Source organism: Streptomyces sp. CB02056 (assembly GCF_001905545.1).
Lineage (GTDB): Bacteria > Actinomycetota > Actinomycetes > Streptomycetales > Streptomycetaceae > Kitasatospora.
The window spans coordinates 307880-329326 of record NZ_LIPD01000007.1 but is presented as its reverse complement, the minus strand read 5'-3'; the positions used below and the strand labels follow the sequence as shown (position 1 = coordinate 329326).

The following is a 21447-nucleotide window of genomic DNA, read 5'->3' as shown; positions in this document are numbered from 1 at the left end:
GCAGACACGGGAACGGCGCCGGTCGCCCCGGGAAGGGCAATGGTCCTCCGTGTACAAGCGGCCGGATGAGGGGAGAATCCATGGCGCAGGGAGGGGGGAGAAGGAGGCCGAGATGAAAAGCCTCACCCGCCGCTACGCGGTGACGCTCCCCGGCCCGATCGGCGGGCACGCTCCACCGTCCGTCGTCGTCGTGTACGAGACGCAGGCCGTGGGGCCCGGCGGGGGCCTGGTCTGGGAGAGCTCGGACGGCGACCTTCGGGTGGAGATCACCGGCGGGGTGGCCACCGTCCTGGCGGCTCCCGCGATCGGCAGTCGGCACCCCTGCCTGATGGCGGTGCCGCTGCCGTGAGCACCTCGTCGTGAACCGAGAGCGCGTCGTCGTGAACACGTGGGCCGTGAGCGCGTGGTCGTGGGCAGGTGGCCGTGCGCACACGGCCACGACGCGTGTCGAGAGGAAGAGGAAGGCGACGGAGGGCGGAGGTCGCAACGACAAGGTCACCGAGCGCTGGCGGCCAAGGCCTCGCGCACGGTGACCAGGCAGGGGTCGCAGTACCGGTCCGGCCCGGCCGCACCGGCGCCGTCGCCCACCGGGACGACGCGCTGGGAGGGCTCCAGGAACCGCCCGCACAGCGAGGAGCTCGCATCGTCCTTGGCCACCACGTGCCACACCACGGCGGGTGGGGAGACCGCCGGGTCGTGCTCGGCCCACATCTCGTACACGGCGCTACCTCCGGATCGCTGGGGGCTCGGTGACTCCATGCAAACCCGCGGTCTGCCGAACGGCCACCGGGCCAGACCCGGTGGGATGGTTGAGGCGCCGGCGACGGTTGGGCGGGCGACGGTCGGGGGCCGCACGCTCAGTCCCGCCGGTCGGGGCGGGGGTGTCCTGGAGGCCCCGGAGGCCTGATTCCTGAGGCCGTGGTCCCCGAGTCTGTGCTCCCCGGGCCGCCCGCCCGGTCGCGGCCCTGGCCGGCGGCCAGGCGGCGCCGGATCACCAGCAGGTCGAGCGCGGTGATGCCGGCGAACCCGGCGCACAGGGCGGCGAAGAAGGCGTAGGTCCCCTGGTTGGGCGCGGGGCCCGGGCCGGCCAGCGCGGCCAGCACGGCGAACGCCACCGCCCCGCCGAGGAACAGGACGAGGAAGACCCGGGAGAGCACCCGCCGCAGCTCCAGGTCCGATCGGGCGGTCACCGGCTCGGTGCCCAGGCGCACCGTCTCCTGCGGCCGGAGCTGGGGCATCGTCCGGCCGGGGCCCTGCGGGGTGTGCGGGAAGTCGTGGCGCTCGCCGCTCCGGCGGCGGGCCCCGCCCGCGTGCGGCAGGTCTGGGCTGGGTCGTACGGCCATGACGGCCCCCGAACGGATTCGGCCGGTTGTGTTCCGTCGGCGCGCCTACCCGGTTCCGGCGCCGGCACACGCCCGCGGGGCACCCGCCCGCACGGGCCCACCGTCGCCCACCGCCGCCCGCCGCCCGCCGCCCGGGCCCCGAAGCCCGGCGGATTCGGCCGCTGTTCACCGGGGCATGGCCCGCCCGATGATCTCCGACCAGTCCCGGTCCCTACCGTCAGGGCCCACACCACTTTCGGGAGCGAACATGCACGACAACCAGGCGACCGAGCACGAGTGCGGCTGCCCGCGGACGGCCGACCTCGACGGGGAGGGGCCGGCCGCGGACAGTCGGCGCCGGTTCCTGCGCGGGGCCGGTCTGCTGGGCGCGGGGGTCGGCACCGCCGGGCTCGGTCTGCTCGGCGCGGTGCCGGCGCAGGCGGCCGGGCCCGAGGCGGCGGGCGCGGCGGGTGCGGCCGTGAAGGCGCCCAAGAAGGGCAAGGGGAAGGGGCGGTGGCAGCCCGACCCGGACGCCCGGCAGTTCACCGTCGTGGTCATGCCGGACACCCAGTACCTGTTCGACCAGGACCGGATCCACCCGGCGCCGCTGGAGGCCTCGGTCCGCTACGTGCTGGACGGCGGGGTCAACCGGGAGGACGGGACGGACGACAACATCGTCTTCCTGGCCCACCTCGGCGACGTCACCGAGAACGGCCTGGCCGTCGAGTACGCCGCCGTCACCAAGGTGTTCGGCCTGCTGGACGACGCGGGCGCCGCCTACGGCGTGCTCGCCGGCAACCACGACGTCCGCTCCTCGACCGACGACCAGCGCGGCACCACCCCGTACCTGGAGACCTTCGGCAAGGCCAGGGCCGCCCGCACCTCCGGCTACCGCGGCTCCAGCCCGGACGGCTACAACACCTGCCACGTGTTCCGGGCGGCGGGCCGCGACTGGATGGTGCTCTCGCTGGACTGGCGGCTCTCCGACGCGGGCTTCGCCTGGGCGAACGGGGTGATCGCGGCGAACCCCAAGCTTCCGGTGATCCTGACCACCCACGACCTGGCGTACGCCGACGACGGCGGCCGCGCCGAGCTGTCCGACAACGGGAAGCGGCTCTGGGAGCGGCTGATCGACGGCAACGACCAGATCTTCCTGACCGTCAACGGGCACTACTGGCCGCCCGGGCGCACCGTGCTGCGGAACAGGGCCGGCCACGACGTGCACGTGCACATCACCAACTACCAGGACCGCTACTACGGCGGTGCGGCGATGATCCGGGCGTACCGATTCGACCTCGACCGCGGCACCGTCGACGTGTCGACCTTCTCGCCGTGGATCCAGCAGATCGCGGCCGAGGAGCGCAACTCGCTGGCGGCCCAGCACGTCGAGCTGACCTCGGACGTGGACCGCTTCTCGCTCGCGATCGACTTCGAGCGCCGCTTCGCCGGCTTCGCGCCCGTCCCGCAGCGCCCGGCGCGCCGGGCGGGCGAGCTGCTGGTCCGCGACACGGTGGCCTACTGGCGGTTCGACAACGGCGGCGCGGACGGTGCGGCCGTCACCCCGCAGCAGGTCGTCAAGGACCTGAGCGGGCAGGGCAACGACCTGCTCTGGCAGAGCGCCCCGGGCACGCCCGACGGCGCGCTCAGCTGGTCCGCCGAGCACCACCCGGACCAGCCGGGCCACGGCAGCCTGCTGTTCAGGGGCACCCGCTCGCCGGTCCGCGGCGGCTACCTGCAGACGGTGCCCACCGCGCCGGTGAACCGGGAGGCCTTCGAGCGCGGGTTCACCGTCGAGGCCTTCTTCAAGCTGCCCGCCGACTGGGACTCCGCGCAGAGCCGCTGGTCCGCGCTGCTCAGCCGCTGGGGGACGAGCGGAGAGGCGGGCAGGAGCGGGCCCGGGACGGACGCCGACGAGCCGGTCGCGACGCTCAGCGTCTCCGAGGCGCCGGCCCTCCAGTGGTGCGTCTACCCGCTCAACCAGACCGGGGCGTCTACCTGTTGGGGCCACCAGCTGCCGCTGGACCACTGGTGGCACGTCGCGGTGGTCAACGACGGGAAGCTCAGCCGGATGTACGTCGACGGCTGCGAGGTGGCGCGCAACCCGGCGACGCCCGCGGTCGGGCTGACCACGCTGGGACGGCCGTGGATGCTGGGCGGCTACGCGTACGCGGGGGTGCTGGACAAGGTCTTCCACGGGTACATCGGGGACGTCCGGATCGTGAAGCGGGCGCTGCGGGTGGGCGAGTTCATGACCGCCTGACCCGCGCTTCCGCGCGGCACGGACACCGCCGGGCCCTGGCACGGGCCCGGCGGTGCGGTCGTTTCCGGGACGGCAAAACGGCGAACCGGCAAAACGGCGAACCGGCAAAACGGCGAACCGGTGAAACGGTGAACGGCCGACGGCGGACGACCGCCCCGGAGCCGTCAGCCGAGCAGGGTGGCCTCGACCCCGGCGAGCACCGCCGCCAGGCCCTGCTCGAAGCCCTCGTCGAAGTCCTGGAACATCACCCGGCCCGATTCGGCGGCCAGCGGGTGGGCGGCCAGGCGCTCGGCGCGGGCGTCCAGGTCGTAGCCCTCCTCGCCGTCGAAGGGGTTGGGGCCCATCGCCTGCTCCTCGATGACGTAGCCGATGGTGTAGCTGTAGGCGGTCTGCCAGGCCCGGGCGGCGGCCACCGGGGTGAACCCGGACTCGACCAGCAGGCGCAGCCAGGTGTCCAGTTCGGCCGCGTAGCCGGTGTCGGTGAACCGGGAGCCGCTGTAGACCTTCGCGCCGTCGCGGTAGCGCAGCAGCTCGGCGCGCAGGGTGCGCATGGTCCTCAGGTAGGTCTCCCGCCAGTCGCCCGGGGCCGGGGCGCGACCGGCCCCGTCGGCCCCGCTGGCCGCGTCGGCCCCGTCCGCCCCGGCGCCCGCGTCCGCCGCCGCCCGGGCCGTCATGCGGCGCATCATCTCGGTCGCCATCTCGTCCAGCAGCGCCTGCTTGTCCTTGAAGTGCCAGTACAGCGCGGGCGCCTTGACGTCGAGCCGGGCAGCGATGGCGCGCAGCGTCAGGCCGTCCAGGCCGGCCTCGTTCAGCAGGTCCAGCGCGGTGTCGACGACCTGGCCGCGGTCGAGCTTGGGGGTTCTCTGGGGGGTCACGGTTGACAGTTTAACGCCGTTAAGTGCACGCTGTCGGCAACGGCTACTTAACAACGTTAAGGAGGTTGTCGTGGCTTCTCACGGCATGCACACGGACGTCCTGGTCATCGGCGCCGGGCCCACCGGACTGGCCCTGGCGCTCGACCTCGCCCGGCACGGCGTCGCCGCGCTGGTGGTCGAGCGCGGCGCCGAACTCTTCCCCGGCTCGCGCGGCAAGGGCCTCCAGCCGCGCACGCTGGAGGTGCTCGACGACTTCGGCGTGCTCGACCGGGTCCGCGCGGTCGCCGGGCACTACCCGCCCAACCTGTTCTGGCGGGACGGCGAACCGCAGGGCGAGCGCCGGATGTTCGACCCGACCGAGCCCTCCGAGGCCGAGCCGTACACCGAGGCGCTGATGCTGCCCCAGTGGCGCACCCAGCAGGTGCTGTACGGGCGGCTGCGCGAGCTGGGCGGCGAGGTCGCGTTCGGCCGGGAGCTGGTCGGCCTGGCGCAGGACGAGGAGGGCGTGACCGCCGAGTTCGTTGCCGGCGGCCCGGTCCGGGCGCGGTACGTCGTCGCGGCGGACGGCGGCCGCTCGACGGTGCGGCGACTGCTCGGCATCGGGATGACCGGCGAGACCGTCGACCCGGACCCGATGCTGGTCGCGGACGTCCGGATCGACGGGCTGGACCGCGAGCACTGGCACGTGTTCGGCTCCGAGGAGGGGATGCTGGCGATCTGCCCGCTCGGCGGCACCGAGGACTTCCAGCTGGTCGCCCAGTTCCCGGAGGGGACGGCCGTCGACCTCACCCTCGACGGGCTGCGCACGGTGGTCGCGGCCCGCTCCCACCTGGCCGCCGAGCAGGTCACCGAACTGCGCTGGATCTCCGAGTTCCGCCCGCGCGCCGCGCTCGCCGACCGCTTCCGCGCGGGCCGGGTCTTCCTGGCGGGCGACGCCGCGCACGTCCACTCGCCGGCCGGCGGGCAGGGCCTGAACACCAGCGTCCAGGACGCCTACAACCTGGGCTGGAAGCTGGCCGCGGTGCTGACCGGGCGAGCGGGGGAGGGGCTGCTCGACAGCTACCAGGAGGAGCGCCGCGGCAACGCGGCCGCGATGCTGGAACTGTCCACCAGGGTCCACCGCGGCGAGCAGCGCCGCGGCCGGGCAACCCAGCAACTCGACCTCGGCTACCGGGAGTCCGCGCTCTCGGTGGAGACCCGCCAGGACCTCCCGGCGGACGCGCTGCGGGCCGGCGACCGCGCCCCCGACGGCCGCCGGGGCGGCACCCGGCTGTTCGACGCCTTCCGCGGCCCGCACTGGACGCTGCTCACCGTCGGCACGGACACCCCGCTGCCCGCCGTCACCGCCCCGGTGGTCCGCATCCCGGCCTACGAGGCGTACGGCACCGGGGTGTTCCTGGTCCGGCCGGACGGCTACCTCGGGTGGGCCGGCGCTACCGCCGACGGCCTCGCGGCCTACGCGGAGCGGCAGGGGCTGCTCGCCCCCTGAGGGGCTCCGGGGGTCCGTGCCCGGGCCGGCCGGCGACGCCGGTGCGCCGGGCGCGGTGGAAGCGCGGACACCCGGCGGCCGTCCGGGGACGACCGGCCGGGTGCCGGATCAGTGCTTGCCCGCGTCCTTGACCTTCTCCACGGCCTGTTTCAGGTCGCTCTTCGCCTGCTCGGCCTTGCCCTTGAGCTCGGTCGAACGGTCGCCGGTGGCCTTCCCGGCCGCTTCCTTGGCCTTGCCGCTGGCCTTCTCCGCCATGTTGCGCAGCTTCTCCTCGGTACCCACGGCGGGTGCCTCCTCTCGTCGACGGGGCGAAGGTCCGCCCCGGGCGGCGTCTGCCCGGGGCGCGGGCTTCCATGCGCGGGGTCCGCGAGTCGGCCCGGCGGGACAGTCCGGCGAGTCGGTCGGGTCGGCCGGTCCTACCGGGTGCGGGCCTCGGCGGCGGTCTTCAGGTCCTGCAGCCACCCTTCGAGGCCCTGGCGGAGGATGTCGGTGGCGGCGGGGACGTTCGCGTCGACCTGGGGGCCGGTGTGGGTCTCCTCGGTGCGCACCAGGACGCCGCCGGGGACCTCGGTGAAGTTCCACACGTGGACGCCGTCGATCCGCAGCCCGGTCGCGACCGCCGGGCCGGTCCAGCGGATGCAGGCGCCGGACCGCAGCTGCCGGACGGTGGAGGTGATCTCCAGGACGGGGTCGGCCGAGGCGGGGTTCGGGGGCAGCGGGGTGGTCCAGTGGAACGCCGACCCCGGGCGCAGCGGGCCGCCGTCGAGGCGCTCGGCGCTCCGCACCGGCGCCTGCCAGTCGGGCCAGCGCGCCACGTCGGTCTGGAGTCGCCAGACCGTCCGCAGCGGTGCGTGGATCACCGCCTCCGTCCGGTAGCGGACGCGGGCGTCGGGGTCGACGCCCGCCCCGCCGCAGGTGAGCGAGGAGCCGGGGCGGTGGGCGGTGGCGGCCCCGGCCGGTGCGGCGGCGGCGCCGAGCAGCCCGAGGGCGAGCGGGAGGGTCAGCAGGGCGGTGCGGATGCCGGTGCCGCGGGTGGAGCTGCGCGTGGCGGACATGGAACTCCCCATTCACTGGTCGGCCGTCGGGACGGCTCGGACGCCTTGCGAGCTAGATGCTCATGCCTTCGTTAGAAGTTGTAACTCCATGAGGGCCGGGGCGTCAACAGGTTCCGTGATACCTTCTAACGGAAGCGTGAACATGTAGTCGGGCGACGCGGGGAGCGGGCGAGGGCCATGGCGAGGACGGGCGCGGACACCCCGCGCGAGCGCTACCGGGCCCAGGTGCGCGAAGAGGTCAAGGCGCACGCCTGGGAGCAGATCGCCACGGCGGGCGCCTCGGCGCTCTCCGTCAACGCGATCGCCAAGCGGATGGGCATGAGCGGCCCCGCGCTCTACCGCTACTTCGCCGGCCGCGACGAGCTGATCACCGAGCTCGTCCGGGACGCGTATCGCAGCCTCGCCGACACCCTCGGCGCGGCCGCCGCCGAGGGCGCCGACCTGGCCGGGCTCGCCCACGCCCTGCGCGACTGGGCGCTGGCCGACCCCCAGCGGTACTTCCTGATCTACGGCACCCCCGTGCCCGGCTACCGCGCGCCCGAGGACACCACCGCCATCGCCGACGAGGTCATGCGAACCCTGGTCGACGCCTGCGCGGCGCTCGCCCCGGCCGGAGCGGACGCCCCGGAGGCGCCGTTCACCACCCACCTGCTGGGCCACCGGGACTGGGCGGGCGAGCAGCCGGCCCCGCCCGAGGTGCTCCACCGCTTCCTGGCCTTCTGGACCCGTCTGCACGGCGTGCTGTCCCTGGAGCTCGCCGGACACTTCACCGGCATGGGCTTCCGTCCCGGGCTGCTCTTCGAGGCCGAGCTGGCGAGCCTGCTGACGCCGCGGTTCTGACCCGGCCGCCTCCCGGTCGCCGCCTGTCCGCCGTCGTCGCGCGGCCACGCCCCGTCGGTGCCACCGCGGCCCCGGGGCCCGGCTGGCCCCCGCCTCCGAGGTCGGCACGCGCGGGGTGCTGGGGCGTGTACGGCCGGTCGTGCTCCGGTTCGTACGGGTGTGCCGGGTGTGGCGCGTTCGCCGCAGCGTCACTCCGGGTAGTTGAAGGGCTGCACGGTGTTGGCGGAGGGGGTGGGGTCAGGGAGTCGCGATGACGGAACACGAGCAGCTCGGTGCGCCCGCCGGCCCGGAAGGACACCCCACCCGGCCCGAACGGGTGCCGCCCCAGGCCCCCGCGTCCGGGAAGCGCGGGGCGGGCGCCCGGCCCGGACCGGACGGTGACGGCACCGCGGTTCCCTGGCCCGACCTGATGCTGCCGCTGCTGCGCACCCCCACGGCCGACCGCCGGCCCGCGCCGGAGGGGGCCGGCGCGGACCCGCCGACGGGCGTCGAGCCGGCCCGGGTGCTGGACCTCGCGCTGCTGGTCGGCGAGCTGCTGCTGGCCAGCGGCGAGGCGGCGGAGGACGTCGAGGCCGCGATGCTCGCCGTCGCCCACGCCTACCGGGTCCAGCCCTGCGACCCGCAGGTGACCTTCACCCGGGTGGCGATCTCCTACCAGCCCGGCCCGTCGGAGCCCTCGCTGACCGCCGAGTGCTCGGTGCGCCGCCCGGCCGTCGACTACGCGCGGCTGGCCCTGGTGTTCCGGCTGGTCACCGAGATCGCCGTGGGCGGGATGGCCGTCCCCGAGGCGCACGGCCGCCTGGTGGCGGCCCGCCGGCGCCGCCGCCGGTACTCCGGCCGGCTGTTCGTGCTCTCCTGCGGCGGGATGGCCGGGGCCGCCACGCTGCTGATCGGCGGCCGGGCCGACGCCCGGGCCTGGCTGGTGTTCGCCAGCGCCGTCGTCGCCGCGCTGGTGGGCGAGCGCTTCTCGGCCCTGGTGGCGCGCCACGACCTCCCGGCGTTCTACCAGTTCGTGGTGGCGGCGGTGCCCGCCGCCGTGATCGGCATCCTGCTGTCGTTCAACGGTCTGCACCTGCGCGGATCGGTGGTGATCACCGGCGGGCTGTTCGCGGTGCTGCCGGGGTGGCCCATGGTGGCGGCGGCCCAGGACGGCCTGGCGGGCTTCTACCTCACCGCCGCCGCCCGGCTGCTCGAAGCGCTCTACCTGATGACCGGCGTGGTGGTCGGGGTGATGACGGTGCTCTACGTCGGCGTCAACAACGGTGCCGACCTCGCCGCCCAGGACGTCCCGCCCGGGGCGGTCAACCCCCCGCTGCAGCTCGCCGCCGCGGTGCTGCTCACCCTGGCATTCGCGGTGCTGCTGAACACCGAGCCGGCCACGCTGCCGGCGGTCCTGCTGAACAGCGCGGCCGGCTGGACCACGTACGGGGTGCTGGTGAACGCGGGCGGCGAGCCGATCCTGGCCACCGGTCTGGCCGCCGGGCTGGTGGGCCTGTCCGGCCAGCTCATGGCGCGTTGCCGGGGCAGCTCGGCGTTGCCGCACATCACCGCCGCCCTGGGGCCGCTGCTGCCCGGCTCGGTGCTGTACTTCGGGATGCTGGCCTTCGTCCGGGGCGAGCCCGAGATCGGGCTGAGCGGCATCGGGCGGGCCGCCGCGATGGCGATGGCCCTCGCCATCGGCGTCAACCTGGGCCGCGAGCTGGCCCGGCTCTTCCTGCCCGCGCCCCGGGTGGCCGCACCGCCCCGCCGGCAGGGCGGCCGCCACCGGCGCTGACGGGGGAGCGGCGGGGCGGTTTGCCCGGGCCGCGGCGCGGTAGACGCGGGGGGTGTGGAGACGGGCCGGGCAGGACGGGCCCCGATCCCCGGGGACGACCGCTGCGGCCGGTTCGAGCCGACCGGGCCGCCCCCGCCGACAGCCACCCACCAACCCGGGAGACCCTCGTGATACTCCTCGGAGTCATCCTGCTCATCATCGGCTTCGTCACCGGAATCTCGATCCTGTGGACCATCGGCATCGTGCTGGCCGTTGTCGGCCTGGTCCTGTGGCTCGCCGGAACGCTCGGGCACGCCGTCGGCGGCCGTCGCCACTACTACTGACCGGGCCTGCGCCCTGTTCACCGCCGTGCGCCACCCGTTCGACGCCCCGGGCCCGGCGGGCTCGGGGACGGTCGTTCAGGGACGGTCCTCGTGCAGCCCGCAGAGCCAGGCCAGTGCCCGGTGGACGCCGAGGACGTAGGTGTGGTCCGCCCCCTGGGTGCGGACGAGGTGGAGGCGGACGGCGGCGGCCTGGCACTCGGCCAGCAGCTGGGCGAGGCACGGGCCGATGGAGCCGGCCGTGGCGGCGGCGGTGACCGGGGCCGCGACCTGGGCGCCGGCGGCCCACCGGTAGGCGCCGAGCACGCCGTGCTCGAAGCCGGTCCAGGGCCGGGGCCGCCGGTTGACCTTGTCGATCGCGGCGAACACCTCGTCCAGCGGACGCACTCCCACGGCCGGGACCGTCTCGTCACTGGTCATGTGCGCAACCTACGTCCGCCCGCCACCGGCCGCCCCCGGGGAAGGCGGCCCGGTACGGCAGCACTGTCCCGAGCCACCCGGGCGGCCGAGGAGCCCCGCACACCGCGACCCCGGGGCGTGGCCGGGCGGCGGGAGCGGGACGGGTAGGCTGACCAGGTCGTGTCCGGCCGGAGAGGTGGCCGGGCCGGAGGAACGGGGCGGGCCGGCGGCCCGCCGGTGGAGACCCCTGATGACTCGTCGTTTTGACTGCTCGGACCCGTCGGAGCGCGCGGCCGGGCTGCGCGAGGCCGTGGCCGCGGTGCGCCGCGGTGAACTCGTCGTCCTGCCCACGGACACCGTGTACGGCGTGGGCGCGGACGCCTTCGCACCGCGGGCCGTCGACCGCCTGCTGCGCGCCAAGGGCCGGGGACGGAACATGCCCTCGCCGGTGCTGGTCGGCTCCCCGGAGGCGCTGGACGGGCTGGTCGAGGTGACGGAGCGCGCGCGGGACCTGGTCAAGGAGTTCTGGCCGGGCGGGCTGACCGTGGTCGCCCGCCACCTGGATTCGGTCGAGCTGGACCTCGGCGAGACCAACGGGACGGTCGCGGTGCGGATGCCCGCGCATCCGGTCGCCATCGAACTGCTCAACGCCACCGGGCCGTTGGCCGTCTCCAGTGCGAACCTGACCGGGCACGACTCGCCGCAGGACTGCGACGCCGCCCAGGGCATGCTCGGCGACTCGGTGGCCGTCTACCTCGACGGAGGCCCGACCGCGGCCGCCGTGCCCTCCTCGATCGTGGACATCACCGGCGAGGTGCCGGTCCTGCTGCGGGCGGGCGCGATCGGCGCCGAGCGCCTGCGCGAGGTGGTCCCCGACCTGCGGGAGCGCTGAGCCCGGACGCCCCGGAGCCCCGGCCCGCGTAAGCGAAGCCCCGGTCCGCGGGAGCGCCGCGCCCGGTCGACGGGCCGTACCGCGTGGCGCCCCGGCGGCCCGGGCCGCCGCCGCTAGGGTCGGCGATGGCGTGCGAGGGCGGGCCCTCCGCCGGGCCGGGGAGGGGGTCGGCGCCGCGACCGGGGGCGTCACCGGCTCCGCTGCGGAGGTTCCATGAACGCTTCGTCCACCGCGCCGCCCCCCGCGCGGGACCGCACCCGGGTGAGGGTCCGGCAGGGCAGCACGCTGCTGCGCTGGCTGTTCACCACGGACCACAAGGTCATCGGGAACCTCTACCTGGCGACGGCCTTCGGCTTCTTCCTGGTCGGGGGCGTGCTCGCGCTGCTGATGCGGGCCCAGCTGCTGGGGCCGGACACCGGGCTGCTGTCGAACGAGCGCTACAACCAGCTGTTCACCATGCACGGCACGATCATGCTGCTGCTGTTCGCCACCCCGACCTTCGCCGGGTTCGCCAACGCGATCATGCCCCTGCAGATCGGCTCGCCGGACGTCGCCTTCCCCCGGCTGAACGCCTTCACCTACTGGGCGTTCCTGCTGGGCGGGCTGACGGTGCTGAGCGGCTTCCTCACCACCGGGGGCGCGCCCTCCTTCGGCTGGTTCGCCTACGCGCCGCTGAACGGTCCGCTGTTCTCGCCGGGGGCGGGCGGGGACCTGTGGGCGTTCGGCCTGGTGGTGGCCGGCCTCGGCACCATCCTGGGCGCGGTCAACTTCATCACCACCATCACCTGCCTGCGGGCGCCGGGCATGACGCTGTTCCGGATGCCGGTCTTCACCTGGAACGTGCTGTTCACCTCGGTCATGGTGCTGCTGGCCTTCCCGGTGCTGACCGCGGCGCTGCTCTGCCTGGAGGCGGACCGCAAGTTCGGCGCGCACGCCTTCGACGCGGCGAACGGCGGGGCGCTGCTGTGGCAGCACCTGTTCTGGTTCTTCGGCCACCCGGAGGTGTACATCGTCGCGCTGCCGTTCTTCGGCGTCATCAGCGAGATCATCCCGGTGTTCAGCCGCAAACCGCTGTTCGGCTACCACGGGATGGTCGGCGCGACCATCGCCATCACGGCGCTGTCCATGTCGGTGTGGGCGCACCACATGTTCGCCACCGGCCAGGTGCTGCTGCCGTTCTTCGCGATGATGTCCTTCCTCATCGCGGTGCCCACCGGGGTGAAGTTCTTCAACTGGGTCGGGACGATGTGGAACGGCTCGCTCTCCTTCGAGACCCCGATGCTCTGGTCGGTCGGCTTCCTGGTGACCTTCCTGTTCGGCGGGCTGAGCGGGGTGCTGCTGGCGGCGCCGCCGATCGACTTCCACGTCACCGACAGCTACTTCGTGGTGGCCCACCTGCACTACGTGCTGTTCGGTACGGTCGTCTTCGCGACCTTCGCGGGCTTCTACTTCTGGTGGCCGAAGCTCACCGGGAAGATGCTCGACGAGAAGCTGGGGAAGGCGCACTTCTGGATCCTGTTCACGGGGTTCCAGGCCACCTTCCTGGTGATGCACTGGCTGGGGGCCCAGGGGATGCCGCGCCGCTACGCGAGCTACCTGGCGGTGGACGACTTCACGGCCCTGAACGTGTGCGCCTCGATCGGCTCGTTCCTGCTCGGGGTCTCCAACCTGCCGTTCTTCTACAACGTCTGGCGGACCACCAGGTACGGCGAGAAGGTCGCCGAGGACGACCCGTGGGGCTGGGGCCGGTCGCTGGAGTGGGCCACCTCCAGCCCGCCGCCGCCGCACAACTTCCACGCGCTGCCCCGGATCCGCTCCGAGTCGCCGGCCTTCGACCTGCACCATCCGGAGGTGTCCGCGGCGGAGTCGCCGACCGGCGACTCCGGTGTGCCGTACGGCCGTACCGGCGGACGGGGGAGCGGGCGGTGAAGGCGGAGGGGTGGCTGTTCGCGGTGATGACCGCGTTCTTCGCGGTGACCGGGCTGGTCTACGGCCTCTGGGCCCGCGAGCCGGCCGGCAAGGCGATCCTGGCGGTGGCGTTCCTGATGTCCGGTCTGGTCGCGCTGTTCTGGTTCGTCCAGTACCGGCGGTCGGGCGGCGGCCGGGCGCAGGACCGTAAGGAGGCCGAGATCGCGGAGGCCGCCGGGCCGGTGGGGTTCTTCCCGGCCCGCAGCGGCTACCCGGCCCTCGCGGCGGTCGGTGTGACGGTCTTCGCCCTGGGGCTGGTGTTCGCCCGCTGGCTGATCGTCGTCGGCGCCCTGGTGCTCGCGCTCGCCGTCGCCGGCTTCATCTTCCAGTACCGCGACCACGGCGCGGGCTGAGCCGGCGCAGCAGCCGCCGGAGCGGGCCGCCCGGGCCCGCCCCGGGCGCCGGGACGGCCGGGGGAGCGGGGTGGGCCGGGGCGGTGAGGACGGCCGCCATCCGCTCCGACTCCCTTGCGGTGGCTGGCAGTTCGACCAGGTCACGGTGGAACCAGGAGCTCGCGGCGGCGCGCACCCGCTCGTGCCGCGGCGCCCCCTGCGGGGCGGTGACCGGCTCCGCCGCGGCGCGCGCCAGCAGCACGTACCGCTCGGCTTCGGGCAGCGGGCGGCGGTGGCCGGAGAAGCCGCCGTCGTGGGCCTGGTCGATCCGGCCGGTCTCGTCGCCGTCCAGCAGCCGGTCGCGGTCCCGGGCCTGGAGGGCCAGGCAGAGGCGCCGGGTGAGCAGGAAGACCACCGGCGGCAGCACGACCAGCGCCGTCCGCAGCACCACGGTGAGCGCGTTGACGTCGAGCCCGAAGGTGTACGCGATCACGTCGTTGCCGCCGGCGACCAGCAGCACCGTGTAGACGGTGATCCCGGCGGTGCCCAGCGCGGTGCGGGTGGGCCTGTTGCGCGGGCGGTCGCACAGGTGGTGCTCGCTGGTGCCGGGGTCGAGCCACCGTTCGACGAAGGGGTAGGCGTACAGCGCCGCGAACAGCAGGCCGGGCACCACCAGGGCGGGCAGCAGCACGTTCCAGGACAGGGTGTGCCCGAGCACCCTGGTCTCCGCGGCCGGCATCAGCCGCAGCGCCCCTTCGATGAAGCCGATGTACCAGTCCGGCTGCGCGCCCGTGCCGACCACGTCGGGGCGGTAGGAGCCGTACCGCCAGACCGGGTTGACCTCGGCGAGGAACGCCGAGAGCGCCATCACGCCGCCCACCGCGAACAGCAGGCCCGTCGTGCGGGTCAGGAACTGGGGGAAGAACGGCATCCCCACCACGTTGCGGTTGGTACGGCCGGGGGCGGCCCAGTGGGTGTGCTTCAGCACCACCACCAGCGTCAGGTGCGCCCCGACCAGGGCCAGCAACAGGCCGGGGACCAGCAGGACGTGCACGGTGAACAGCCGGGGGATGACGTCGTGCCCGGGGAACTCGCCGCCGAAGACGAACAGGGTGAGGTACGTGCCGACCAGCGGCACCGAGAGCAGCACGCCCTCGGCGATCCGCAGGCCGGTGCCGGAGAGGGTGTCGTCGGGCAGCGAGTAGCCGGAGAACCCCTCCAGCAGCGCGAGGTTGAACAGCGTCACCCCGATCACCCAGTTGAGCTCGCGCGGGCGGCGGAACGCCCCGGTGAAGAACACCCGCAGCAGGTGCACGCCGATCGCCGAGGCGAACAACAGGGCCGACCAGTGGTGGATCTGACGGACCATCAGTCCGCCCCGCACCTCGAAGCTGATCCGCAGGGTCGACGCGTACGCCTCGGACACCCGGACGCCGTCGAGCGGCAGGTAGGCGCCCTGGTAGACGACCTCGTTCATGCTCGGCCGGAAGAAGAAGGTCAGGTAGACGCCGGTCAGCAGCAGCACCACGAAGCTGTACAGCGCGAGTTCGCCGAGCAGGAACGACCAGTGGTCCGGGAAGACCTTGCGCAGCAGCTCCCGGCCCGCCTCCGTGACCGGCAGCCGCCCGTCCAGGCGGGCCGTGACGCGCTCGCCGGCGGACGGCTGGTGCCCGTTCGAAGCCCTGGTTTCGTCCACGGCAGGAACCTAGTGGGCCGTACGGCGCGCGGGGCGGCCGAGCGCGGTCGGCGGCGGCAGAGCACTCCAACGGCGGAACGGGCGGCCGTTGCGGTGAGCCGCCCGGGACAGCAGCACGGCCGGCACGGTGCGACCAGGGAACGTCACCGACCGGAGGGACCTCGTGGAGATCGACCGGGGGACCTCGTGGACCGCCCAGCGGGATAGCCCAAGCGGGGCGCCCGCCGCAATGACGACCCCCGACAACCGCGGGCCGCAACTTCCGTGACGGCATGGCAAGGGCGGCGCCCGGCGACGCGGATAGGCTCCGGACGACCGACACCTTGATCACGATCTCCGGATCGGAGAGGGCGCCACCGCGTGAGCATCCAGCAGATCACCCCCAAGCAGCGGGGCTACCTGATCGTCAACTCCCACCCGGCCGGCAGCGAGGCCACCGTCGACCGCCAGTGGCGGCGCATCGAGCCCGCGGCCGCGACCGGCCGGGCCCCGGTCGTCCTGGTCCTCGGCGCCAGCGCCGGGTACGGCCAGGCGATCCTGCTCGCCGGGCTGCGCCGCCACGGCGTCCGCGGGATCGGCGTCGCCTACGAGGGCGCCGCCACCGAGCGGCGCACCGCCACCGCCGGCTGGTACCGCACCGCCGCGACCTCCGCCCTGGCCGAGGGCAGCGGGGGAGACGTCACCTTCGTCAATGCCGACGCCTACGCCGACGCCACCCGCGCCGAGGTGCTCAAGCTGCTCGCCGAGCGGTACGGCCCGGTCGACCACCTCGTCTACTCGCTGGCCTCGCCCCGGCGCACCGACCCGGCCACCGGCGAGGTCCACCACTCGGTGATCAAGCCGATCGGCTCCCCGTACACCTCGCCGTCCCTGCTCTTCGACGACGGGGCCCCGCAGGTCGGCACCGTCGACCTCGCCCCGGCCGACGAGGCCGAGCGGGCGGCGACCGTCAAGGTGATGGGCGGCGAGGACTGGGGGCTGTGGGTGCGGGCGCTGGCCGAGGCGGACCTGCTCGCCCCCGGCTTCACCACCGTGGCCCTGTCCTACGTCGGCTCCGAGATCACCGCGCCGGTCTACCGGCAGGGCACGATCGGCGCCGCCAAGGAGCACCTGGAGGCCACCGCCCGGGAGCTGCAGACCGGGGTGCTCGCCGACCGCGGCCGGGCGTTCACCGTCGTCGCCGGCGCGGCCGTCACCCAGGCGTCCACCGCCATCCCCTCCATCGCCCTCTACACCTCGCTGCTGCGCAACGTCCTCGGCGAGGACGGCTGGCGCACGACCGACGACCAGGCCGTGGACCTGTGGGAGCAGCTGACCGGCGCGAAGGAACCCGCCCTGGACGACCGGGGCCGCATCCGCCTGGACGGCTGGGAGCTCGACCCCGCCGTGCAGGACCGGGTGCGGGAGCTGTGGGCCGACCCGGCGGCCGCGCTGGCCGCCGACCCGGCCGGGGCCGCCTGGTTCTACAACCAGTTCCGGCAGCTGTACGGCTGGGACGTCCCCGGCGTCGACTACACCGCCGGTGTGGAGACCTCGGTGCCCTGGCCGGGGCAGCGGTAGCGGTCCTGCCGTCGGCGGACCGGGGCCGTCACGGACCCGGGTCAGGGGGTGCCGGGTTCGTCGAGCAGCAGCTCCAGGAGGGGCAGCGCCGCCTCCAGGGCGCGGCACTGCTCGGGGCTGAGCCGGGCGCTGCGGCGGGCCAGCAGGGCGGTGCGCTCGCGGCGGATCCGGGCCAGCGTCTCCAGCCCGAGCGGGGTGGGGGCGAGCAGCTGGGAGCGTCCGTCCTGCGGGTCGGGGGTCTTGGCGACCAGCCCGTCGGCGACCAGCGGGGTGACCGTACGGACCATGGACGGCACCGCGACGCCCTCGCGTGCGGCGAGTTCGCCGAGCCGCAGCGGCCCGTGCTGTTCCACCCGGGCCAGGGCGGAGAGCTGGGCGGCGGTGAGGTCCTGGTCGCCGGAGGCGCGGACCAGCTGGCGGTTGAGCCGGCCGATCGCCAGCCGGAGCCGGACGACGGCCTCGGCGGACAGGCCGCCGCCGTCCGCGCTCACGGCCCGGGCTCCTTCGTCGGCGGGGCGGCGGGCCGCGCGGGGGCGGGCGCGGTGGTGGCCGGTGAGGCACCGGAGGGTGAGGCACCGGAGGGTACGGAGCCGGACGGTGCGGAGGCCGGACGCGCGGCGGCGGGCCGGGTCCGCTCGCGCACCAGCGAGGTGGCCGCGGCGACCAGCGACATCGCGATCGCCAGCCAGAACACCACCACCAGCCCGTCGTGGAAGGGCCCCGAGATCAGCTGGGGGAAGAACTCCCGGCCGGTCAGCGTCCGGACGTTGTCCGCCGGCAGCTGCCCGAGCACCTGCGGGCCCAGCAGCTGCTGGATCGGGTTGTACCCGAGGAAGGCGGCGAACAGGGTGCCCACCGGCGGCAGCGAGGCGATGGCGTGCGCGTCGGCGGCGGGCACGCCCTGGGCGGTCAGTCCGGCGGTGAGCGTGTGCGGCAGCGAGCCCGCCAGGCCGGCCACCATCAGGGAGAAGAAGACGCCGATCGACAGCACCATGCCGGCGTTCTGGAAGGTGGCCCGCATGCCGGAGGCCGCGCCGCGGGCGGCGGCCGGCACGCTGGACATGATCAGCGAGGTGTTGGGGGCGGCGAACAGGCCGCCGCCCAGGCCGTTGACGAACACCAGCAGGGCGAACCACGGGTAGCCGAAGTCGGTGGGCAGCAGGAGCAGCCCGGCGAAGGACAGGGCCATCACCACCAGTCCGCCGGCGGCGAAGAGCCGGGCCCCGGCGCGGTCGGACAGGTAGCCGGCGACCGGTCCGGCGGCCAGGAAGCCGACGGTCAGCGGGACGAGGTAGATCCCGGCCCACAGCGGGGTGTCGGCGTAGTCGTAGCCGTGGAGCGGCAGCCAGATGCCCTGCAGCCAGATGATCAGCATGAACTGCAGCCCGCCGCGCGCGATCGAGCCCAGCAGGGTGGCCGCGTTGCCGCCCGCGAAGACCGGGTCGCGGAAGAGCGAGAGCGGGAACATCGGCTCGGCGGTGCGGGACTCGACCAGGCAGAAGACGGCGAGCAGCGCCACCCCGCCGAACAGTCCGGCCAGCACCCAGGGGTTGGTCCAGCCCATGGTGTGGCCGCCGTACGGCTGGATGCCGTAGGTGATCGCGGCGAGCAGGGCGGTCAGGCCGACGCCGAAGGTGATGTTGCCCCACCAGTCGATCCGGGCGGGCTTGCGCACCCCGGTCTCGCGCAGCGAGCGGTAGGCCCAGACCGTGCCGAGGATGCCGATCGGCACATTGACCCAGAAGATCGACCGCCAGTTCCACTCGGCCAGCAGCCCGCCCAGGACCAGGCCGATGAAGGACCCGGCGATGCCCGCGACGATATTCACCCCCAGGGCCGTGCCGCGCTGACGGGCCGGGAAGGCGTCGGTGATGATCGCCGCCGAGTTGGCCATCAGCATCGACCCGCCGACCGCTTGCACGACCCGCCAGCCGATCAGCCACAGGGCCCCGGGCCCGCCGTGCAGCGGGTCGAGGGAGAGCGCCACCGAGGTGAGGGTGAAGATCAGGAAGCCCGCGTTGTAGATCCGCACCCGGCCGTGGATGTCGCCCAGTCTGCCGAGGGTGACCACCAGCACGGCGGTGACCAGCATGTAGCCCATCAGCATCCACAGCAGGTAGCTGACGTTGCCGGGGCGGAGCGGGTCCAGGCCGATGCCGTTGAAGATCGCGGGCAGCGAGATCAGCACGATCGAGGCGTTGACGGTGGCGATCAGGGTGCCGAGCGTGGTGTTGGAGAGCGCCACCCACTTGTACCGGGGGTGCTCCGGTGCCACACCGTGGCCGGCCGGGTGCGGCCGCCCCGTCCTGCCGCCGTCGGAGAGTCGTGTCGCCACCGCTGCCTCCTGCTGGCCGGCCGGCGGGTCGGCGTGGGGAATTCGATAGCTTCCGCCAACTAACGATAGTCCGGCGGATGTTCGACCGGTAGACCCGGCCGGGGCACGGGGAGCGCGGGGGAGTGCCCGGGGCGCGCCGCCCGTCCGCCCTCCGTCGCCCCTCAGCCCTCGGCGGACCGGGAGGGTCCCCGGCGGCCGCCCCGGTCCAGCAGTCGGACGGCGAGCGCGGCCAGCAGGGCCGCGGCCAGCGCGTACACCGGAAGCCAGAGCGTGGTGGTCGCGGACAGGCAGTCGGCGACGGCGTGCCCGGCCTGTTCGCCCTGGGCGGCGGCGAGCGCGGCGCCGTCCCGGGCGGCCAGGTCGCCGAGGGAGGCCTGGGCCTGCAGCCGGGCGTATTCGCCCAGGCGGGGGCAGTCGCGGCGGGTGCCCGGCATCGGGAACAGCCAGGACCAGCGCTGCATCGCCGGGGCCAGGGCGAGGGCCACGCACAGTCCGATGACGAGCGTGTAGGCGGCCAGGCTCCGGGCGTAGCCGGCCCCGGTGTCGGTCGCGCGGCTCGGCGGGCGGGTGGAGGAGAGGACCACCGCGAGGAGGGTCAGCCCGAGGTAGGTGGAGAACCACTGCCAGGAGCCGGAGGAGAGCGAGAAGGCGAGGACGGCGGCCAGCGCGGTGCCCAGGACCCCGGCCCGCGAGGTCGTCCCGGGGGCGGGGGCGGGCCCCCGGGCGGCTCGGTGGCTGTGGTCGTCCATGCGCTCTCTCCCCTGGCCGGCGGCGGGCCACCAGTCTCCGGGCGGGGCCGTGCCGGGGCCCTCGCACCATGCCGGTCCGCCCGCCGCCTCGCCCGGTTGGCGGGCGGGGACGGTGGGCGGCACTGGCAGGACGACGACGGCGGGGCGGCTCAGGCCTGCTCGGCCTGCTCGGGCGGCCACGGGCCGTGCGCCGCGACCTGGGCGCGCAGCCCGCGCAGCGCCCGGGCGGAGGCGATCCCGACCGCGCCGGTGACCAGGCCGTCCCGGACGCAGACGGCGGCGAAGCGGTGCTCCGCCAGGCTGCCGTCGACCACCTCGAACCGCTCGGCGCCGCCGGGCCGGCCGAACACCTGGACCCGCAGCCCGTACTGGTCGGTCCACAGGTACGGGACCGGCCGGTAGGCCTGCCGGTCGCCGTCCGGGCCGGCCAGCAGGTTCCGGGCCGCGTGCATGGCCTGCTCGGTGGCGTTGGTGCGCTGTTCGAGGCGGTGGTGGCGGCCGGTGCGCGGGTCGGGCCAGGAGGCGGCGTCCCCGGCCGCCCAGACGCCGGGGCCGGCGGCGCAGTAGGCGTCGCAGACCACGCCGTCGTCCAGCGGGACGCCGCTGCCGGCCAGCCACTCGGTGGCCGGTTCGGAGCCGACGGCCATCAGCACGGCGTCGGCGGCCAGTTCGGAGCCGTCGGCGAGCCGGACGCCGACGGCCCGGCCGCGCCGTTCGAGCAGTCCGGTGGCCACGCCCCGGTGCAGCCGCACCCCATGTTGGCGGTGCAGGCCGGCCAGCAGCGCGGCCGTCTCGCTGCCCAGGACGGCGGCCAGCGGCGTGGCGGTGGAGGTCAGCCAGGTCACCTCGGCGCCGAGCCCGACGGCGGTGGCCGCCGCCTCGGCGCCGAGCAGCCCGCCGCCGACCACCAACAGCCGTACGCCCGCGCGCAGTTCCTCGCGCAGGGCGAGGGCGTCGGCGAGGGTGCGCAGCACGTGCGCCCCGGGCCGGGGAGCGTCGGCGCCCGGGAGCCGGCGCGGTCGGACCCCGGTGGCCACGATGACGGCCTCGCAGCGCACCCGTCCGCCGTCGGAGAGCCGGACGGTCCGCTCCCGGCGGTCCAGCCGCTCGGCCCGGACCCCGAGGCGCAGGTCGAGCCGGAGCTCCTCCAGCGCCTCGGGGCCGCGCAGGGCCAGGCGGTCGGGCTGCCACTCCCCGCCGAGCAGGTGCTTGGACAGCGGCGGCCGGTCGTACGGCGGTTCGGGCTCGGCCCCGATCAGGGTGAGGCGGCCGTCGTAGCCGGCCCGGCGCAGCGCCTCGGCGGCGTGCAGCCCGGCCGCGCCGGCGCCGACCACGGCCACGTCCCGCAGTGCGGTCACGCTTGGTCCAGGGTGATGGCCGAGGCCGGGCAGACCGCGGCGGCGTCCCGGACGGCCTGGTGGAGTTCGGCGGGCGGTCGGGCGTCGAGCAGGACGACGATGCCGTCCTCGTCGCGCTGGTCGAAGACGTCGGGGGCGGCGAGCACGCAGTGCCCGGCGCCGCAGCACTTCTCCTGGTCGATCCGGACGAGCATGGTCTTCCTTTCGGAACGGGCGCCCCGGC

22 protein-coding genes are annotated in these 21447 nt (G+C 74.8%); 10 read left to right on the top strand and 12 right to left on the bottom strand.

From position 1 onward, the window contains the following. Positions 1-112: 112 nt before the first annotated feature. On the top strand, positions 113-349 hold the full coding sequence (locus AMK13_RS20320; RefSeq protein ID WP_074003523.1) for a DUF6296 family protein: 237 nt from the start codon (positions 113-115) through the stop codon (positions 347-349). A gap of 146 nt (positions 350-495) precedes the next feature. On the opposite strand, the gene AMK13_RS20315 is transcribed toward AMK13_RS20320, so the two are convergent. Both AMK13_RS20315 and AMK13_RS44160 read right to left on the bottom strand, forming a co-directional pair. Continuing rightward, positions 496-720 carry a hypothetical protein gene (locus AMK13_RS20315; protein WP_049656887.1) on the bottom strand — a complete coding sequence of 75 codons (225 nt, stop codon included), beginning with the start codon at positions 718-720 and terminating at the stop codon, positions 496-498. 137 nt (positions 721-857) lie between these two features. Next, a complete protein-coding gene (locus AMK13_RS44160; RefSeq protein ID WP_074003522.1) occupies positions 858-1343 on the bottom strand; it encodes a DUF6343 family protein in 486 nt (161 codons plus the stop codon). Positions 1344-1590: 247 nt separating this feature from the next. On the opposite strand from AMK13_RS44160, the gene AMK13_RS20305 reads away from it, so the two are divergent. Beyond that, entirely contained in the window at positions 1591-3582 is a 1992-nt protein-coding gene (locus tag AMK13_RS20305) for a LamG-like jellyroll fold domain-containing protein (RefSeq protein ID WP_074003521.1), read from the top strand. A gap of 164 nt (positions 3583-3746) precedes the next feature. Here AMK13_RS20305 and AMK13_RS20300 read toward each other — a convergent pair whose 3' ends face one another. Next, positions 3747-4457, bottom strand: coding sequence for a TetR/AcrR family transcriptional regulator C-terminal domain-containing protein (locus AMK13_RS20300; RefSeq protein WP_049656883.1), 711 nt, complete (start codon positions 4455-4457; stop codon positions 3747-3749). 85 nt (positions 4458-4542) lie between these two features. Between AMK13_RS20300 and AMK13_RS20295 the strand changes: the two genes are divergently transcribed. Continuing rightward, positions 4543-5946, top strand: a complete 1404-nt coding sequence (locus AMK13_RS20295; protein ID WP_074003520.1) for an FAD-dependent monooxygenase — start codon at positions 4543-4545, stop codon at positions 5944-5946. A 108-nt stretch (positions 5947-6054) separates the two neighbouring features. Here AMK13_RS20295 and AMK13_RS20290 read toward each other — a convergent pair whose 3' ends face one another. Together AMK13_RS20290 and AMK13_RS20285 are read right to left on the bottom strand one after the other, a co-directional pair. Next, entirely contained in the window at positions 6055-6228 is a 174-nt protein-coding gene (locus AMK13_RS20290) for a CsbD family protein (protein WP_074003519.1), read from the bottom strand. Positions 6229-6362: 134 nt separating this feature from the next. Then, positions 6363-7001 carry an SRPBCC family protein gene (locus AMK13_RS20285; RefSeq protein ID WP_074003518.1) on the bottom strand — a complete coding sequence of 213 codons (639 nt, stop codon included), beginning with the start codon at positions 6999-7001 and terminating at the stop codon, positions 6363-6365. Between the two features lie 177 nt (positions 7002-7178). Between AMK13_RS20285 and AMK13_RS20280 the strand changes: the two genes are divergently transcribed. The 3 genes from AMK13_RS20280 (at position 7179) to AMK13_RS44155 (ending at position 9938) form a co-directional block, all read left to right on the top strand. Beyond that, entirely contained in the window at positions 7179-7841 is a 663-nt protein-coding gene (locus tag AMK13_RS20280) for a TetR/AcrR family transcriptional regulator (RefSeq protein WP_074003517.1), read from the top strand. A gap of 250 nt (positions 7842-8091) precedes the next feature. Then, positions 8092-9615: a threonine/serine ThrE exporter family protein gene (locus tag AMK13_RS20275; RefSeq protein ID WP_074003516.1), complete on the top strand. Its 1524-nt coding sequence runs from the start codon at positions 8092-8094 to the stop codon at positions 9613-9615. Between the two features lie 167 nt (positions 9616-9782). After that, a complete protein-coding gene (locus AMK13_RS44155; RefSeq protein WP_143204583.1) occupies positions 9783-9938 on the top strand; it encodes a DUF6131 family protein in 156 nt (51 codons plus the stop codon). 75 nt (positions 9939-10013) lie between these two features. Here AMK13_RS44155 and AMK13_RS43595 read toward each other — a convergent pair whose 3' ends face one another. Continuing rightward, positions 10014-10355 carry a hypothetical protein gene (locus tag AMK13_RS43595; protein ID WP_049660132.1) on the bottom strand — a complete coding sequence of 114 codons (342 nt, stop codon included), beginning with the start codon at positions 10353-10355 and terminating at the stop codon, positions 10014-10016. 229 nt (positions 10356-10584) lie between these two features. Between AMK13_RS43595 and AMK13_RS20265 the strand changes: the two genes are divergently transcribed. The 3 genes from AMK13_RS20265 (at position 10585) to ctaF (ending at position 13547) form a co-directional block, all read left to right on the top strand. Next, complete coding sequence (locus tag AMK13_RS20265) at positions 10585-11226, top strand: L-threonylcarbamoyladenylate synthase (protein WP_049660133.1); 642 nt, start codon at positions 10585-10587, stop codon at positions 11224-11226. Positions 11227-11439: 213 nt separating this feature from the next. Beyond that, complete coding sequence (gene ctaD / locus AMK13_RS20260; RefSeq protein WP_074003515.1) at positions 11440-13155, top strand: aa3-type cytochrome oxidase subunit I; 1716 nt, start codon at positions 11440-11442, stop codon at positions 13153-13155. Further along, a complete protein-coding gene (gene ctaF / locus AMK13_RS20255; RefSeq protein ID WP_074003514.1) occupies positions 13152-13547 on the top strand; it encodes an aa3-type cytochrome oxidase subunit IV in 396 nt (131 codons plus the stop codon). Before ctaD ends, ctaF begins: the two co-directional genes overlap by 4 nt. Here ctaF and qcrB read toward each other — a convergent pair. After that, positions 13513-15222 carry a cytochrome bc1 complex cytochrome b subunit gene (qcrB, locus tag AMK13_RS20250; protein ID WP_074003513.1) on the bottom strand — a complete coding sequence of 570 codons (1710 nt, stop codon included), beginning with the start codon at positions 15220-15222 and terminating at the stop codon, positions 13513-13515. The two genes, ctaF and qcrB, sit on opposite strands and share 35 nt — an antisense overlap. Before the next feature lie 360 nt (positions 15223-15582). Between qcrB and AMK13_RS20245 the strand changes: the two genes are divergently transcribed. After that, positions 15583-16782, top strand: a complete 1200-nt coding sequence (locus tag AMK13_RS20245; protein WP_074003512.1) for a trans-2-enoyl-CoA reductase — start codon at positions 15583-15585, stop codon at positions 16780-16782. A 41-nt stretch (positions 16783-16823) separates the two neighbouring features. On the opposite strand, the gene AMK13_RS20240 is transcribed toward AMK13_RS20245, so the two are convergent. From AMK13_RS20240 to AMK13_RS20220, 5 genes are all read right to left on the bottom strand, one after another. Beyond that, entirely contained in the window at positions 16824-17273 is a 450-nt protein-coding gene (locus AMK13_RS20240; RefSeq protein WP_049659418.1) for a MarR family winged helix-turn-helix transcriptional regulator, read from the bottom strand. Next, positions 17270-19057, bottom strand: coding sequence for an MFS transporter (locus AMK13_RS20235; RefSeq protein ID WP_074003807.1), 1788 nt, complete (start codon positions 19055-19057; stop codon positions 17270-17272). The genes AMK13_RS20240 and AMK13_RS20235 overlap by 4 nt, the downstream gene beginning before the upstream one ends. A 221-nt stretch (positions 19058-19278) precedes the next feature. Continuing rightward, positions 19279-19866, bottom strand: coding sequence for a hypothetical protein (locus AMK13_RS20230; RefSeq protein ID WP_074003511.1), 588 nt, complete (start codon positions 19864-19866; stop codon positions 19279-19281). A 149-nt stretch (positions 19867-20015) separates the two neighbouring features. Continuing rightward, positions 20016-21224 carry an NAD(P)/FAD-dependent oxidoreductase gene (locus AMK13_RS20225; protein WP_074003510.1) on the bottom strand — a complete coding sequence of 403 codons (1209 nt, stop codon included), beginning with the start codon at positions 21222-21224 and terminating at the stop codon, positions 20016-20018. Beyond that, a complete protein-coding gene (locus tag AMK13_RS20220; RefSeq protein WP_049654383.1) occupies positions 21221-21418 on the bottom strand; it encodes a ferredoxin in 198 nt (65 codons plus the stop codon). The genes AMK13_RS20225 and AMK13_RS20220 overlap by 4 nt, the downstream gene beginning before the upstream one ends. Between the last annotated feature and the right edge of the window lie 29 nt (positions 21419-21447).

What these genes read in the sequence shown, in the direction of transcription:
- AMK13_RS20230 (WP_074003511.1), bottom strand. Translation starts at nt 19,866, where the DNA reads ATGGACGACCACAGCCACCGAGCCGCCCGGGGGCCCGCCCCCGCCCCC.
- ctaD (WP_074003515.1), top strand. Translation starts at nt 11,440, where the DNA reads ATGAACGCTTCGTCCACCGCGCCGCCCCCCGCGCGGGACCGCACCCGG.
- AMK13_RS44160 (WP_074003522.1), bottom strand. Translation starts at nt 1,343, where the DNA reads ATGGCCGTACGACCCAGCCCAGACCTGCCGCACGCGGGCGGGGCCCGC.
- AMK13_RS20275 (WP_074003516.1), top strand. Translation starts at nt 8,092, where the DNA reads ATGACGGAACACGAGCAGCTCGGTGCGCCCGCCGGCCCGGAAGGACAC.
- AMK13_RS43595 (WP_049660132.1), bottom strand. Translation starts at nt 10,355, where the DNA reads ATGACCAGTGACGAGACGGTCCCGGCCGTGGGAGTGCGTCCGCTGGAC.
- AMK13_RS20320 (WP_074003523.1), top strand. Translation starts at nt 113, where the DNA reads ATGAAAAGCCTCACCCGCCGCTACGCGGTGACGCTCCCCGGCCCGATC.
- AMK13_RS20285 (WP_074003518.1), bottom strand. Translation starts at nt 7,001, where the DNA reads ATGTCCGCCACGCGCAGCTCCACCCGCGGCACCGGCATCCGCACCGCC.
- AMK13_RS20295 (WP_074003520.1), top strand. Translation starts at nt 4,543, where the DNA reads ATGCACACGGACGTCCTGGTCATCGGCGCCGGGCCCACCGGACTGGCC.
- AMK13_RS20305 (WP_074003521.1), top strand. Translation starts at nt 1,591, where the DNA reads ATGCACGACAACCAGGCGACCGAGCACGAGTGCGGCTGCCCGCGGACG.
- AMK13_RS20280 (WP_074003517.1), top strand. Translation starts at nt 7,179, where the DNA reads ATGGCGAGGACGGGCGCGGACACCCCGCGCGAGCGCTACCGGGCCCAG.
- AMK13_RS20265 (WP_049660133.1), top strand. Translation starts at nt 10,585, where the DNA reads ATGACTCGTCGTTTTGACTGCTCGGACCCGTCGGAGCGCGCGGCCGGG.
- AMK13_RS20220 (WP_049654383.1), bottom strand. Translation starts at nt 21,418, where the DNA reads ATGCTCGTCCGGATCGACCAGGAGAAGTGCTGCGGCGCCGGGCACTGC.